Genomic DNA, 15,056 nt, shown 5'->3' with positions numbered 1-15,056 from the left:
AGAAAAAGGCTGGCGGTGGTGTGGCTGGATGGACGCGGTAATGTTGTGCTGCTCTGATGCCGTCGAAGACGTCGTCGGGGGCTTGCAATTGCAGGCGCTCTCTTGAAGCGTAAACGCCGGGAGTCGGGGTTTAGTGGCCCTGGGTGTACCGAATCAAGGCCTTGCGTAATTGTGCAAATGGTGTGGCCCCTACCTCTTGGGCCATTTCTTGTTCGGCAATTTCAAGTGCGTGCTTGAAGGCTGTTAACCAGGCCAGGCCGGCAGGCGTGAAGCAAACAATTTTTGCCCGACGGTCTTCGGGGTCGGGCAGACGTTCGACCAGGCCCAGTGTTTCTAGCTGGGCAATCAGTTCTCCGGCCGATTGTTTGGTAATGTCGGCGCGGCGGGCCAGCTCGGTGGCCCGGGTGCCGGTAAGGTCGAGGTTTCGGGTAATGGTGATGTGGCTGAGCGAAAGGCCGCCGTGGCCGGCCTTTCGCATTTCGTCCAGTACGCGGTGTTCAAGCCGGGTAATGGCATTGTTGAGCAGGCGACCTACATTGTGATGACGCCACAGATCGTTGTGCAAATCGCCTTCAGACATGGTTACTTGGCTGCTGCGGCAGCGGCCTTGCCAGGGTCTTTAAGTTGCTCGACCACGTCGAACTCTACGTTTTGCAGCTTGCCATCGACCTTTTTAACTTCGCGAATGTAAACGTTCTGGATGATGTCGCGGGTTTCGGGGTCGATAGTGATGGGGCCGCGCGGGCTTTCCCAGCTCATGCCTTTAGCCGCTGCAACGAAAGCGTCACCGCTTGCGTCGCCTTTGGTCTTTTCAAGCACGCTGTAAATAAGCTTCATGCCGTCGTAACCGGCAACCGACATGAAGTTGGGGCGCTTGTTGGGGTTGGCCTTGTAATAGTCTTGCGTATATTTGCGGTTCAGGTCAGAGTCGTGGGCTTCGGCGTAATGCATCGAGGTGATGACACCGATGGATTCGTCGCCCATGGCGTCGAGGACGTCTTCGTCGGTCAGGTCGCCCGGGGCAATAAGTTTGATGCCGGCCGTGTCTAGGCCGCGCTGCTTGTAGCCCTTAAGGAAAGACACGCCCTGTTCGCCGGCGGGGACAAACAGGAAGACCGCGTCAGCGCCGCTGTCTTTGACGCGCGCCAGGAAGGGGGAAAAGTCGGGGTTGGCCAGCGGGGTGCGGACCTGACCGACGATTTCACCGCCGTTCTCGGTAAATGTTTTGGTGAACTGCTTTTCAGCATCGTGACCCGGGCCGAAGTCGGCCACTACCGTGTAGACCTTTTTGATGCCGTTTTTGGCCGCCCACTGAGCCATGGGCGCTGTGGTTTGGGGCAGCGTCATCGATGTACGCACGATATAAGGGGAGCGTTCTGTAATAGACGATGTCGCAGCATTAAGAACGATCATTGGGGTTTTTGACTGGCTTGCGATGGGCGCCACGGCAAATGCCGACGGTGTCAGACCAAAGCCGGCCAGAATGTCGACCTTGTCTTGTACGACGAATTCTTGGGCGGCGCGTTTGCTGACTTCGGGCGCAACGCCGGTATCGTCTTTAACCTCGATGACGACCTTACGGCCTGCAACGGTGTCGCCGTGCTGCGCCATATACACTTTGGCGCCGTTAAGAATTTGCTGGCCATAGGAAGAGAAGGGGCCGGACATGGGCAGGATGAAGCCGATTTTCAGGTCTTCAGCGGCGTGGGCCACGGTGCCCATCGAGGCGATGGATAGCGCAACAAGACTGCGTTTAAGGAATTTGGTCATCTGCATGGAAAGCCTCCGGTGGTTGTGTTTTTGTGTGCACTGATAGTAAATATGCCTTACTAAGGTGTCAAGTTTATGGCGGGTATGCGCTGTCGCGAAATGGTAATAAAATGGCCCGGTCTATTTATTGACCACAATTATTTGAGGGCATTGGTGTGCCCTGTTTTCCCGGAGACCCTGGCTTATGAGCGCTGCTACCGACGGCAAACTTACTACTGACATCAACGCACCCGAATGGGTGCGCCACGAGCGCCTGAAAGCATGGGTTGCTGAAGTCGCAGCACTGACACAACCCGATCGCATCGAGTGGTGCGATGGTTCACAAGAAGAGTACGACCGCCTGTGCAACATGATGGTCGAGGGCGGCACCCTGCGCCGTCTCAACCCCGAAAAGCGCCCCAATTCGTATCTGGCCTGGTCCGACCCGTCCGATGTGGCCCGTGTTGAAGACCGTACGTTTATCTGTTCGCAAAAACAAGAAGATGCCGGCCCTACCAACAACTGGATGGACCCGGCCCAAATGCGGCAAACACTTAATGGCCTTTTCGAGGGCTGCATGCGTGGTCGTACCATGTATGTCATTCCGTTTTCTATGGGCCCGCTGGGTTCGCCCATTGCTCATATCGGTGTCGAGCTCTCCGACTCGCCCTACGTTGTTGTCAACATGCGCATCATGACGCGCATGGGGCGCAAGGTTTACGACGTTCTGGGTACCAACGGCAGTTATGTGCCTTGCGTGCATTCGGTAGGCATGCCGCTGGCCCAGGGGCAGGCCGATGTCGCCTGGCCCTGCAACAGCACCAAGTACATTGTTCACTACCCCGAAACCCGCGAAATCTGGTCGTTTGGCTCGGGTTACGGCGGTAATGCGCTACTGGGTAAAAAATGCCTGGCCTTGCGTATTGCATCGGCCATGGGCAACGACCAGGGCTGGATGGCCGAGCACATGCTGATTCTGGGCGTTACGTCGCCCGAAGGCAAAAAAATGCACGTTGCCGCGGCATTCCCGTCGGCCTGCGGTAAAACTAATTTCGCCATGCTTATCCCGCCCGCGGCGCTGCCCGGCTGGAAGGTCACCACTATTGGCGACGACATCGCCTGGATTAAACCCGGTGCCGATGGCCGCTTGTATGCCATCAACCCCGAGGCCGGTTATTTTGGTGTTGCACCCGGCACCAACGAAAAAACCAACTACAACTGTATGGCCACGCTGCGCGAAAACGTGCTGTTCACCAATGTGGCATTAACCGACGACGGCGACGTCTGGTGGGAGGGCATGGGCCCGGCACCCAGCCACCTTATCGACTGGCAAGGTAAAGACTGGACCCCCGACTGCGGCCGCAAGGCTGCCCACCCCAATGCCCGGTTTACAGTGGCTGCCGACCAAAACCCGGTCATCGACCCCGATTGGGACAACCCCGCCGGTGTGCCCATCGATGCCTTTATCTTTGGCGGCCGTCGCTCCGACACGGTGCCTTTGGTCACCGAGGCGCGCAACTGGCTTGAAGGCGTTTACATGGCGGCTACGCTTGGTTCCGAAACCACCGCAGCCGCTGTGGGTCAGCAAGGCGTTGTACGTCGCGATCCGTTCGCCATGTTGCCGTTCTGCGGCTACAACATGAGCGCCTACTTCGAGCACTGGTTAAATATGGGCGAGCGCCTTGAACAGGCCAACGCAACTTTGCCCCGTATTTTCTGCGTCAACTGGTTCCAGACCGACGACAACGGCAAGTTCATCTGGCCAGGTTTCGGCGAGAACATGCGTGTTCTTAAATGGATGCTCGAACGTATCCAGGGCCAGGCCGAGGGGCAAGAACACCTGTTGGGCATCACCCCTCGCTACGACGACCTTAACTGGGAAGGCCTTGAGTTTGCGGCCGACCTGTTCGAGCGTATTACTGCTGTCGATCATGCGGCCTGGAAAAAAGAGCTCGAACTGCATGCCGAGCTTTTCGAAAAACTCAGTCACGGTCTGCCCGAGGCACTGCCCCGGCACCACAGTCAACTGACGATCCGTTTGCAGGCTTAAGCGGCGTCAATGGGCGTGTTTCGTCGCTTCTGGGCGGGCCTGGCTGCCTTGCCCGTGGCGTCACAGCGCCGGTTGCAAGGCTATCGCTGGTTGTCTCAACAGCCGGCGATGCTGGTTTGGGCCATGGTGGCCGGTGTCCTTGGGGCACTGGCCACCATGGCTTTCTACGAAGGCATTCACCTTTTTCAGCGTACGTTCTTCGGTCAACAGGGTGCTGTCGAAGACGTGATCCACGCGTTGCCCTGGTGGGCCCGCTTGCTGGCCCCCGTGTTTGGCGGCCTGGTTGCCGGTATTTTGCTGGTCTGGGCCGGTCGTTACGGCAATAACAAACCTTCCGATTACATGGAGTCCGTCGCTATTGGCGATGGGCAGTTGTCTGTCCGGGAAGGCTTGCTGCGTTCAGTTTCTTCACTGTTTTCGGTGGCGTCCGGCGGCTCGATTGGTCGCGAAGGGGCGATGGTGCACCTGGGGGCGATGGGCGCTTCCATTCTGGGCCGGTTATTTTCCTTCAACCGCTCTCGTTTGCGCCTTATTGTTGCCTGCGGCGCGGCCGCCGGGGTTGCCGCGGCCTATGGCGCGCCTATTGCCGGCGCGCTTTTCGTTGCCGAAATTGTTCTGGGTACCATGGCTATTCAAACAGTTGGCCCGTTGCTGATTGCTGCCGGGGTGTCTAGCCTGACGGTATCTACGCTGGCCGACCATCAGGTCAGTTATATGGTGCCCGATTTACCCATGGTCGATGCCGTGACAGTGTTACCCCTGTTGTTGCTTGGGGTGCTGTCGGGGGTGGCGGCGCCTTACTTTTTAAAAGGCCTGGATTTTTCGCGCTCGTTGTTCAAGCGTACCGGCCTGGCTTTACCTTTGCGCCTGGCCCTGGGCGGTGCCTTGCTAGGGGTATTGCTGGTGTTCTTGCCCTCGGTGTCCGGCAACGGGTACAGCGTTGTATCGTCGCTGCTCAATACGCCATGGCCCTGGTATGCCGTATTGTTCATCATCCTGTTCAAGTTGCTGGCTACGGCCTTTACGGTAGGGTCCGGCGCTGTTGGGGGGGTGTTTACGCCCACCATTTTTGTTGGCGCAGCCTTTGGCACCTTGTTTGGCCAGGTATTGGCCTGGGTGGCGCCGTCGCTGGCGCTGTCGCCATACTTGTATACGGCGGTGGGCATGGGGGCGTTTTTGTCGGCAGGTACCGGGGCGCCGCTCATGGCCGTCCTCATGATCTTCGAAATGACGCATAGCTTTACCTTGGTGTTGCCGCTAATGCTGGCCAGCGTGTTGGCGTATTTTGTGGCGCGTGCTATTGCCGAAGTCGCTATTTACGAAGTGACCCTGACGCGCGAGCGCGACGTGCTGCTGCGCAATCGCTTGCGCAATACCTTGCTGGGCGATTTGGTCAAACCCGCGGTAACGGTAGTGTCAACGCCCACACCCGTATCGGTAGCGCTGCAAATGTTTAACGACTACCCGGTGCGGTACGTTTATGTCGTCGATGAAGACAGCGTGTTTCAGGGTGTTATTGCCCAGCAAGACCTGACCAGTTTGCTGCGCAACCAGGGTGACATTAGCGAAACCACTGCGGGCGACGTGTTGCGGCTTGATTTTGTCAAACCTGTGCATCCCGACATGAGCCTGGATGAGGCTCAGGAAATATTCGTGAACTTTTCGGGGGAGCGCTTGCCGGTGGTTACCCGAGGCGACCAGCCCAAACTGCTGGGCGTGGTGTACAAGTCATCGGTGCTTGAAACCTACTTCGCCATGAAGCGTTCGTTGGATAGCGGCGGTGACAGCATTTATTTTTAGGCCGGTGACTGGCGCCCGACATAACAAAACGCATCGTGGGCGCTTAAAAAAATCAACCCTTCCAGCCGTTGCCCCAGTGTCGTGCCCTGCAGGCGGTCCATGACCGGCCCTTTTACTTCAGCCAGCATAAATTTAATGTCTTTTGCCTGAAGGCTGCTTTGCAACTGGGTTAGCGCCTCGAGAGCAGTAGAGTCTATTTGATTCACGGCCGGACAAAGCAGCAAAACGAACCGGATGTTCGGGTCGCGGGCCACGAGCGTTTCTATTTTGCTTTGCACCAGCGCGGCGTTGGCAAAGAACAGGCTTTCGTCGACGCGTAACGCCAGCAAGTTGGGCAAAGTATCTACTTTGTGGCGTTCGATGTTGCGGAAGTGTTCGGTGCCTGGCACACGGCCAACCACGGCAATGTGTGGGTGGCTGCTGCGCCAGACCAAGGCCGCCAGCGATAACGCCACGCCCAGAATGACACCGGCTTCGACCCCCAAGAGCACCACACCGAGCAAGGTGGCCAATAAAGAGAACGCATCGGCGCGGTCGTAGTGCCAGGTTTCTTTAAGTGTGCTTACGTCGATAAGCGAGGTGACCGCCACAATAATGGTGGCCGACAATACCGCTTGCGGCAGGTTGTAGAACAGGTCGGTAAACGCGGCGATGACCACGGCCATTAACAAGGCCGAAACCACCCCTGCCAGCGGGGTGTTCGCGCCGGCTGCAAAATTGACCACCGACCGGGCGAAACCGCCTGTGACGGGGTAACCGCCCGACAGGGCGCTGGCGACGTTTGCCGCGCCCAACCCCAAAAGTTCGCGGTCGGGCACGATTTTTTGCTGACGTTTAAGCGCCAGCGACTGCGCGACCGAGACACTTTCGACAAAGCCGACCAAAGAAATCAGCAAGGCGGGCAGCCATAGCGCTGCCATGCCCTCTGAGGTGGGCATAATTAGTTGCAGGGCGGGCAGGCCCCGCGGCACGTTGCCCACAATACGCACGCCGGCGTCTTGGGCAAGGTTAAAGCCGCTAACAATAGCAATAGACGCGATCACGGCCGCCATGGGGGCCAGTCGCCCCAAGAGCCCCGCCAGCGAAGCCGACAAGCCGAGTTTTTGTAGCCACAGGGCCAGCCATTTTCGGGCCATCACCAAAAACACCAGTGTGCCCAGCCCGATGACGGTGGTTGCCGGGTTGGCCTGAGGCAAGCCGGTAATCAGGTCGCGCAAGGTGCCCACAACATCGGGCGACGCGCTGCTGATGCCAAACAAGTGTTTGATTTGGCTGACGGTGATGAGTATGGCCGAACCCGAAATAAACCCGCTGATGACCGGGTGGCTGAGGAAGTAAGCCAGAAAGCCCAGGCGCAGCATGCCAAAGGCCAATAACATGACCCCTGACAGTAGCGACAACTGCGCCGCCAGTGCAATGTACTGGGCGCTGCCCTGTTCGGCCAGTGGGGCAAGGGCGCTGGCTGTCATGAGCGAGGCAACGGCGACCGGCCCTACCGCGAGCGTCATGCTGCTGCCAAACAAAGCGTACGCGATTAGCGGTAGCACACTGGCGTATAGCCCGATTTCGGGCGGCAGGCCCGCCAGCATGGCATAGGCCAGGCTCTGCGGTATAAGCATGACCGTGACAATCAGCCCCGCGGTCAGGTCGCCCGAAAGCTTGTCGGCCCGGTAGTGTTTCAGCCAGTCGGGTAGCAGTCGTTTCATGGTTTTGGGGTTTTCGGCTTATTTGGCCGGGCGGTTGATAAGCTCGAACAGGCCCATGCCGACCAGCATGGCTGCGACAAAAATAAAGGCCTTGATTTCGCCGGAGCCCAGCGACACCAATGCCGGACCAGGGCAAAAACCCGCCAGGCCCCAGCCTGCGCCAAATGCAAGGCTGCCCAACACCAGGCGCTTGTCGATGTCTTTTGCGGTGGGCAGTTTAAGTGCGCCGCCCAGAAATGTTTGGGTGCGCTTGCGGGCGACCTGGAATGCCACCAGCCCCACGATAATGGCGCCGCCCATGACGAAGGCGAGGGAAGGGTCCCAGGTGCCGGCGAGGTCAAGAAAGCCCAGTACCTTGGCGGGGTTGCTCATGCCTGAAAGTATCAAGCCCAGTCCAAAGATCAGGCCGATTGTAAATTCGAAAATACGTAACATGATGGCGTCCTTCTGGGGTGTGGAGCGATGAATATTTTTAGTGCGGCAGCCGACATTTTTGACGCCTGGACGCGGGCCTTGGCCCCGACCAGGGCGCTAGCGGTTTTAGCCCAGGGCATGACGCACTATATAAACGGTAATAAAGCCCGCAGCCATGAAACCCAGCGTGGCCACCAGCGAGCGCGGTGACAACCGCGACAGACCGCAAACCCCGTGGCCGCTGGTGCACCCCGAGCCGAATCGGGTGCCCAGGCCCACCAGCAGCCCGGCAATAATCAGCGTTGGGGTATTGGCTTCAATGGTGACGCTGACGGGATCAGCCAACAACAGCCATACCCACGGGGCGGCAAAAATGCCAAAAATAAAGGCAACGCGCCAGCCGATATCGCCGGCGGCAGGGCGTAACAGCCCGCCGACAATGCCGCTAATACCCAGCACCCGGCCAAAAAACAAAATAAACAGCGCGGCCGCCAGGCCGATAAGCAGGCCGCCCGACAGTGATGTCCAGGGGGTGAAGTTTGTCCAGTCAATGGTCATGGTGTGGCTCCGGGTCGTGACAGAATTGTTCGTACAGGACTTGCATGATGGCCAACGTTTGCGGGCTGGCAATTTGGTAGTAAATGTTTTTGCCGACACGACGGGTAGTGACCAGGCCTTCGGTGCGTAATACGCCCAGCTGCTGCGACAGCGTGGGTTGTGCAATGCCCACCAGATCTTCCAGTTCGCTCACGCAGCGCTCGCCCTCGGTAAGCTGGCACAGCAGCAACAGGCGGTCGGGGTTCGACAATATCTTCATAAGGCGGCAGGCCTCGTTGGCCGCTGCACGTATTGCTTGTAAATCTAGTGTGGCTTGTTCCATGATGTGTTGACGGTGATCAAACCAGAATGTGGTGAAGTCGTATATATTATATTTACAAATATTATATAAATCAATATAATGAACGCATTCTCTTCTGCTTATGCACAAAAGGTGTCTCATGAACCCCATTGTTAAAGGATTCTTCGACCCGGCAACCTGGACAGTGACCTATGTGGTCTACGAAAAGCCAGGCTCAGAATGCGCCATCATTGATTCAGTCCTCGATTACGACCCGAAGTCCGGCCGTACGCACACAAATGCGGCCGACCAGGTAATCGCGTTTGTTAAACAGCACAATCTGCGCGTGCAATGGATCCTCGAAACCCATGCGCATGCCGATCACCTCTCGGCCGCGCCTTACCTGCGCAAACAGTTGGGCGGGAAAATCGCCATCGGCGCCAATATCACCCAGGTCCAGGGGGTATTTAAAAAAATCTTCAATCTGGAACCCGACTTCCAGCTCGATGGCAGCCAGTTCGACGCCCTGATCCACGAGGGCGAGCCTTTCAATATTGGCCGTCTGGTAGGCGAGGCCATGTATGTGCCAGGTCATACGCCGGCGTGCATGGCCTACAAAATCGGTAACGCCGTGTTTGTGGGCGACACGCTGTTCATGCCCGACGTTGGCACCGCGCGCTGCGACTTCCCCGGCGGCGATGCGCACGCCTTGTACCGTTCGGTGCGCAAGTTGCTTAGCCTGCCGCCCGAAACACGCATGTTCATGTGTCACGACTACCCGCCCGAGGGCCGCGAAGTGCAGTTCGAAACCACCGTGGCCGAACAGCGGGCCCACAATATCCACATCCACGACGGCGTCTCTGAAGAAGCGTTTGTGGCCATGCGTACCAAACGCGATGCCACACTCGATATGCCGACGCTTATTTTGCCGTCGGTGCAGGTCAATATCCGGGCCGGCCATATGCCACCCACTGAAGACAACGGGGTCAGCTATTTAAAGATCCCGGTCAATATGTTGTAGGCGTTTGCGGCCCGCTTACCCCGTTGGGGTCAGGTTGCAAGCACATTGTTGTTTTAGCAGACAGGTGCAGTTTATTTGGCTTTTTTACCAACTTGATCGAGGTGGGTTATGAGAAACGTAGGCGGAATTGACCGCGCATTGCGCGTAATTGTTGGCGTGGCGCTGATTGTGGCCACGTTGATGGGCTACATCGGTGTCTGGGGCTGGATCGGTGTCGTCCCCTTGGCCACGGGCTTGTTGGGCACGTGCCCGGCCTACAAGCTGTTCGGGTTTTCCAGCTGCCCGGTTAAAAAATAAAAAGGTTGCGCTAGGCCGACGCCGTGTACAGCTTGAAGCCGTTGCGGCTTTCGTGTTTTACGGCGTACATGGCCATGTCGGCATGGTGCATGAGTGCTTTGGCGTCTTTGGCGTGCAAGGGGTAAACCGCGGCGCCAATGCTGGCGGTTAGCTGGATGAGGGTGCCATTTTCCAGCGTCAGTGGCGCCGTCAGGGCATTCAGCAGCCGGTGCCCCAGCGTTTCGGTATCTTCCGGCCGTTTAATGTTGGGCATCACAATGGCGAATTCGTCGCCGCCCAGGCGCACCAAGACGTCGGCTTCGCGCAGCAAAGACTTCATTCGGTGAGCCAGTTCAACCAGCACCTTGTCGCCGGTGGCATGGCCATATTTGTCGTTAACCGGCTTGAAATGGTCCATGTCGATCAGCAGCATGCCGACATGCGCGTTGGAGGCCGTGCCGGCGCCCAGCGATTGCTCTAGTGCCCGGTTCAGCATGTTCCGGTTACCCAGGCCGGTTAGCGGGTCGGTAAGTGTCTGGTGCTCGAGTGCAATGTAGTCAGTCAGTTCAAGCATGATTTTGCGCAACTGGTCGGCCGCTTCAAGGTCGACCTGCGACCAGGGCTTGGCCTGCCCGCGGGTTTGTTCTACCCACGCAGCAAACGAGGTGCGCGGCGACAGCCCGGCATTGGTGTCGGTGCCGATTTTGTCGGCAGGCGAGCCGGCCCATTCTATGGTTTCACTGATTTCTTTGCGGAAAAGCACAATGAAGTCTTGGTCGGAAATTTCGATATACAAGACGCCGGATGCCAGTTTGACGAGGTCTGGGTTTGCGCTGAGCGCCCCGGCTATTTGGTTGCACGAAAAAATCGGGCTGGTTTGCTGGCTGACCAGCCAGTCGAGCAGCGCACGTCGGTTGGCGACTGCAGGCGCATCGCCGTCGGTGTAATGCTCGTGCTTGTAACAGACCCAGGCACTGTCAGCCTCGAATACCCGACGGGCTTCGGTCATTTGGCGCTGGATCAGCCCGGTGGTTACGCCGTTGGCCATAATGTCTTGCTTAAGCTGCCGGCGCATCAGCAAGTGTTCGTGCCGCTCGTTGGCCCGGCCCAGGCGTTTAAGCCCGCTCATGTGAAGCCCGGTGGCGCTGGCCAGGTGTTCGCAAAGCTGGCGGTCGGCAAACGACAGCCCTTTGGGTTCAAGGCTGTGGCATGTGACCAACCCCCACAAGTCACCCCCGACAATGATGGACACACTGAATGCCGAGCGAATGCCCATATTGTGCATGTACTGGATATGCGCCGGGTGCACGGCACGTAATTCGGCAAATGTCAGGTCGATGGGGTCGGATCGGGTGCAAAGTATGTCGGCCGTCGTCGCTTGTGCGTCGGCAATCAGGCGCTGCAGCTTTTTGCGGTAAAGCATGCGCGCGTTTTCGGGGATATCGTTGGCCGGAAAGTGCTGGTGCAAATACCCTTGTATGCCGGGCTTGGTAATTTGGGCGGTAACCTTGCCGTGCCAGTCGGGCATGAATTGCAACAGCATGACACGGTCGTAGCCGGTAACCAGGGCAATAAATTGCAGCAGGCTTTCGGCCGCTTGCTGTTCGGTTTCCACGCGCGCCAACTGGCCAAAGCAGGCAGCCAGAATGGCGCCGCGATTGCTGCTGATCAGCTCGGTGTCGGACGGGTTTTCGAATTCGATAATGACATGGTTGCGCGCACGGTGTCGCGCCATGACCAGGCGTTGCCCGCGGATATTGACAGTATGCAGGTGCACACTGGACACCCCATGGATGGGGAAGTCGGCCAAGCTGGACGGTGGATGGAGCTCGGGGAACAGGGCCATCCAGGGGCGGCCCAATACGTCGTGGGTGCTCAACCCCAACCAGTCGGCAACGTTAGATGACGCCGCCACAATGACATCATTTTGGTCGGCAATTAACAGCGCGCCATGGGTCTGGATCTTTCCCATGAACTGCAATTGGGCAGTCAGGCAATCGTCAAAGACCGGCGGGTGTGTTGTCATGTCGCGGCGTTGTAGAAGGTGTTGATGAATGTCTCGAATCCGAGTGTAGCCCCTGCCAGCAGTTCGGTGTCATCTATAACGGTGTTTTTATTGTCGATGATGTCGCATAGGCAAGACCAGCCGCCCGAGTTTGCGGCTAAAGTCGCCCAGTAACTGTCGGGTCCAATGCGCAGTCCGGGGTTATGCTGTTGCAGGCTTTTTTGAATAAAGCGACTGCCCTGAGTTGCCCCTTCCAGTACATAACGCAAACCCAGGTAACGTGATTGCAGTTTTGTGAGGGTGGCGGTGTTGGGTGCAGGGCACTCGCCAGCGACGGCTGCAAGCATGTGCGCCAATGCAAACGTTGATGCCGATGTCGATGACGACCCCGACACGGTGTCCGAACCCGAACCTTGTGCAGCGCCAATATGGCTGGGGGGCGTTGCCGTGTCATCGTTATGGTGCCGGGCGACTTCCCGGGTAATCAGTGCCAGGCGTGACGCGTAAGCGGGCAGTGCGGTTGGCCGCGCGCTGTCAAGCGCCAAAAGTACGGGTTCTAGTTGCGCGTGGGCCGTATACATGGCCGCCATAATGCCCAGGTACGCCCGTGACGTCAGGCCGGGTTGTAAAAGGGCGCGTAGTGGTGCCAACGAATCCAGCTGGGTGTGTAGCGCCTGGGTGTGGTCGCGAAGCCAGGCCCGGCGACCGGCATGGCGCGCTTCATGTGCAGCATTCATGTTTGTGTTGGCGTGTGCGGGCCGGCGCCAAGGGCCTCGCGGATTTTACCGGCCAGTTGTTCGCGGTTATAGGGCTTTTCGAGCAACAAGCCATTAAGGTCGCCGTAGTTTTCGGTGGCAAGTTGGCCGTGATAGCCCGATGTAAACAGTACTGGCAGTTCGGGGTATATCAAACGGGCTTCACGGGCCAGTTCGGGCCCCGACATGCCGCCGGGCATAGCCACGTCGGTGAAAAGCAGGTCGATATCGTTATGCGCCATAAGTAACTGTAATGCCTGGGCGCCGTTTTCTGCGCACAGCAAATCGTACCCCAAAGACTTCAGTAAACCGCAGACATGGTCTTTCACCAGCGGTTCATCTTCGACCAACAGAATTTTTTCTTTGCCGGTGGGCAAAGGGGCTTTTGGGGTGTCGGTTGAAGCGGTGTCGATGCCTGCCGCGCGTGGCAGGTAAAGCACAATGGTTGTACCCTTACCAAGGGTGGACTCAATGCCGACAGACCCGTTCGATTGTCGTGCAAACCCTTGCACCATGGGCAGCCCCAGGCCGCTGCCTTTGCCTACGTCTTTGGTGGTAAAGAAGGGGTTGAAGACACGTTCAAGCGTGTTCTTATCCATGCCAATGCCAGTATCACGCACCGAAATGGCTACGTAGTCGCCTGTGGCCAGCGCATCGCCCAGCCCGACCAGATCGGGGGTGACATGCAGGTTGCTGGTGCTGATGGTAATGGTGCCGCCGTCGGGCATGGCGTCGCGGCCGTTTATGCACAGGTTGATCAGGGCGTCTTGCAGCCGACCTTCGTCGGCAAGGGCTGGCCAGACGTCGGGTGCGTGCAGGCAACGGACACGGATGCCGTTGCCGACGGCAGTGTCGAGCAAGTGCTTCATGCTGTCGAGCAGCGTGGGGATAGTGATGGCACTGGGGTTCAGCGGTTGGCGGCGCGCATACGACAATAATTGTGACACCAGCGTGGCGCCGCGCTCGGCGGCCTTTAATGAGGTGTCGGCCATGCCGCGCAGGGCTTGGTCGTGTTGAACATGCTCGGCGATCAGCTCGGTATTGCCGATAATGACGGTAAGCAAGTTGTTGAAGTCGTGTGCGACGCCACCGGTCAGCTGCCCCAGGGTGTCCATGCGCTGGGCTTCGTGCTTTTGCTCCTCGCGAATTTTCTTTGCGGTGATGTCTTGAAGGTAGACGGTCAGCCCGTCGAGGCCAGGGTACGCCCTGACGTTGAACCAAGTGTGTGTTGGCGAATAGTACTGTTCGAAGTCAGCCATTTCGTGGTGCTGGATGGCATGTTCGAATTCGTCTTTGGTCTGTGTTTCAAGTAGCGCCGGGAAAACATCCCACAACAGCTTGCCTTTGATGCTTTGGGTGCTCTGCCCAAAGAGCTCTTCGGCCTGACGGTTTAAAAAGGTGAACCGCCACCCGTTGTCAACGCGGTAAACCGCATCGGAAATCGAGCGGAAAATGCGGTCGGTTTCTTCTTGGGCCTGCTGTCTGGCCGCATCGGCCGCGTAGTTTTTGTGAATTTGACGGTACAGCAAATAAGAAAATGCAATCACCATGGCGCCCAGCAAAATGCCAAGTGACCCATCCAGAATGGCGCGGCGTTTCCAGAGCCCAAGGGCTTCATCAACCGATACCCCGGCATAAACAAAAAGCGGGTAGTGCTTGATCTGGCCGTAGGCCACAACGCGTTCTTCACCATCGACCGGCGAGGTGCGGCGGTAGTCGCCTTGCAGCGTTTGCAAAATAATCTGGTCGGTAGCTTCGTCGGCAAACAGCCGTCGCCCGATGCTTGACACTGCAAACGGGCTGCGTGCCAGCAACAGACCGTCGTCGCGCGCCAGACCAATAATGTCTTGTTCGGTATGCCGCAGGCCGTCGTAGGTATTTGATACGTCTTCCAGAGATAGCGTAGCGACCGCCACACCGCTGAAGTTGCCGTCGTTGTCAAAAATCGGTCGCGTCAGGTCAACGACCCATTTACCGCTGACGACGTCGTGCTGGCCAATGTAGGGCCTTGAAATACGCAATTGCCGATGCTGGTCGTTGCGGTGTTCGGCAAAAAAGTCGCGGTACCCCAGGTTGTCGAGCCGTTGGCGGGTGGTAGCAATGACGGTGCCGTTGTTGTCGGTGATTTGCAGTACCTCGACATAGGGTAGGTCGTTGCGCCTGACCAGCAGGTAGTGGTTAAGGATGTCGGGCCCGTCAGCCACGATGACCCCCGAATGCTCGGCAATATTCGACAAGGCCTGGTCAACCATCGTAAAGGTTTGGATGCTGTGCGCCATAATTGCATTGCGCGTACGCGTAGCCTGTGCGTAGGTGTCGTCAATAGCGTTGTAATAGGCGCCCGCCATTTCGTAGACGATGCCGGCAATAATGGCAACGACGATAACGGCCTGGGCGAACAACAGGCGCCTGATGTGTGTGACTTGTTGCACGCGGTGCCTC

General features: G+C 57.8%; 13 protein-coding genes. 4 read left to right on the top strand and 9 right to left on the bottom strand.

Going from position 1 to position 15,056, the window contains the following annotated elements; all coding sequences use genetic code 11:
• Positions 1 to 130: 130 nt before the first annotated feature.
• Together GTU67_RS08200 and GTU67_RS08195 are read right to left on the bottom strand one after the other, a co-directional pair.
• On the bottom strand, positions 131 to 580 hold the full coding sequence (locus GTU67_RS08200) for a MarR family winged helix-turn-helix transcriptional regulator (RefSeq protein WP_185779609.1): 450 nt from the start codon (positions 578 to 580) through the stop codon (positions 131 to 133).
• Positions 581 to 582: 2 nt separating this feature from the next.
• Positions 583 to 1,776: an ABC transporter substrate-binding protein gene (locus GTU67_RS08195; RefSeq protein ID WP_185779608.1), complete on the bottom strand. Its 1,194-nt coding sequence runs from the start codon at positions 1,774 to 1,776 to the stop codon at positions 583 to 585.
• Between the two features lie 178 nt (positions 1,777 to 1,954).
• Here GTU67_RS08195 and GTU67_RS08190 point away from each other — a divergent pair, with 178 nt between their 5' ends.
• Together GTU67_RS08190 and GTU67_RS08185 are read left to right on the top strand one after the other, a co-directional pair.
• Positions 1,955 to 3,799, top strand: a complete 1,845-nt coding sequence (locus GTU67_RS08190) for a phosphoenolpyruvate carboxykinase (GTP) (protein WP_185779607.1) — start codon at positions 1,955 to 1,957, stop codon at positions 3,797 to 3,799.
• A 9-nt stretch (positions 3,800 to 3,808) separates the two neighbouring features.
• On the top strand, positions 3,809 to 5,599 hold the full coding sequence (locus GTU67_RS08185) for a ClcB-like voltage-gated chloride channel protein (protein ID WP_185779606.1): 1,791 nt from the start codon (positions 3,809 to 3,811) through the stop codon (positions 5,597 to 5,599).
• Here the strand turns inward: GTU67_RS08185 and GTU67_RS08180 are convergent.
• The 4 genes from GTU67_RS08180 to GTU67_RS08165 form a co-directional block, all read right to left on the bottom strand.
• Positions 5,596 to 7,305 carry a SulP family inorganic anion transporter gene (locus GTU67_RS08180; protein WP_185779605.1) on the bottom strand — a complete coding sequence of 570 codons (1,710 nt, stop codon included), beginning with the start codon at positions 7,303 to 7,305 and terminating at the stop codon, positions 5,596 to 5,598. The two genes, GTU67_RS08185 and GTU67_RS08180, sit on opposite strands and share 4 nt — an antisense overlap.
• Before the next feature lie 18 nt (positions 7,306 to 7,323).
• Complete coding sequence (locus GTU67_RS08175; RefSeq protein ID WP_185779604.1) at positions 7,324 to 7,740, bottom strand: DUF6691 family protein; 417 nt, start codon at positions 7,738 to 7,740, stop codon at positions 7,324 to 7,326.
• A gap of 105 nt (positions 7,741 to 7,845) precedes the next feature.
• Positions 7,846 to 8,277 (bottom strand): YeeE/YedE family protein, encoded by a 432-nt coding sequence (locus tag GTU67_RS08170; RefSeq protein ID WP_185779603.1) that lies wholly within the window; start codon positions 8,275 to 8,277, stop codon positions 7,846 to 7,848.
• Entirely contained in the window at positions 8,267 to 8,599 is a 333-nt protein-coding gene (locus GTU67_RS08165) for an ArsR/SmtB family transcription factor (protein ID WP_185779602.1), read from the bottom strand. Before GTU67_RS08165 ends, GTU67_RS08170 begins: the two co-directional genes overlap by 11 nt.
• Before the next feature lie 118 nt (positions 8,600 to 8,717).
• On the opposite strand from GTU67_RS08165, the gene GTU67_RS08160 reads away from it, so the two are divergent.
• Both GTU67_RS08160 and GTU67_RS08155 read left to right on the top strand, forming a co-directional pair.
• A complete protein-coding gene (locus GTU67_RS08160) occupies positions 8,718 to 9,578 on the top strand; it encodes an MBL fold metallo-hydrolase (protein WP_185779601.1) in 861 nt (286 codons plus the stop codon).
• A 108-nt stretch (positions 9,579 to 9,686) separates the two neighbouring features.
• Positions 9,687 to 9,875 carry a YgaP family membrane protein gene (locus GTU67_RS08155; RefSeq protein ID WP_185779600.1) on the top strand — a complete coding sequence of 63 codons (189 nt, stop codon included), beginning with the start codon at positions 9,687 to 9,689 and terminating at the stop codon, positions 9,873 to 9,875.
• Between the two features lie 10 nt (positions 9,876 to 9,885).
• On the opposite strand, the gene GTU67_RS08150 is transcribed toward GTU67_RS08155, so the two are convergent.
• Genes GTU67_RS08150 through GTU67_RS08140 form a run of 3 tightly spaced genes read right to left on the bottom strand, consistent with a single transcriptional unit; the run spans position 9,886 to position 15,046 of the window.
• Entirely contained in the window at positions 9,886 to 11,880 is a 1,995-nt protein-coding gene (locus GTU67_RS08150; protein ID WP_185779599.1) for a sensor domain-containing diguanylate cyclase, read from the bottom strand.
• Positions 11,877 to 12,596 carry a heme oxygenase-like domain-containing protein gene (locus GTU67_RS08145; RefSeq protein WP_185779598.1) on the bottom strand — a complete coding sequence of 240 codons (720 nt, stop codon included), beginning with the start codon at positions 12,594 to 12,596 and terminating at the stop codon, positions 11,877 to 11,879. The genes GTU67_RS08150 and GTU67_RS08145 overlap by 4 nt, the downstream gene beginning before the upstream one ends.
• Positions 12,593 to 15,046 carry an ATP-binding protein gene (locus GTU67_RS08140; RefSeq protein WP_185779597.1) on the bottom strand — a complete coding sequence of 818 codons (2,454 nt, stop codon included), beginning with the start codon at positions 15,044 to 15,046 and terminating at the stop codon, positions 12,593 to 12,595. The genes GTU67_RS08145 and GTU67_RS08140 overlap by 4 nt, the downstream gene beginning before the upstream one ends.
• Positions 15,047 to 15,056 lie beyond the last annotated feature (10 nt).

This window comes from Pusillimonas minor (genome assembly GCF_014237865.1).
Lineage (GTDB): Bacteria > Pseudomonadota > Gammaproteobacteria > Burkholderiales > Burkholderiaceae_B > Neopusillimonas > Neopusillimonas minor.
The sequence above is the reverse complement of the archived record's forward strand: the minus strand, read 5'-3'. Positions and strand labels throughout refer to the sequence as shown.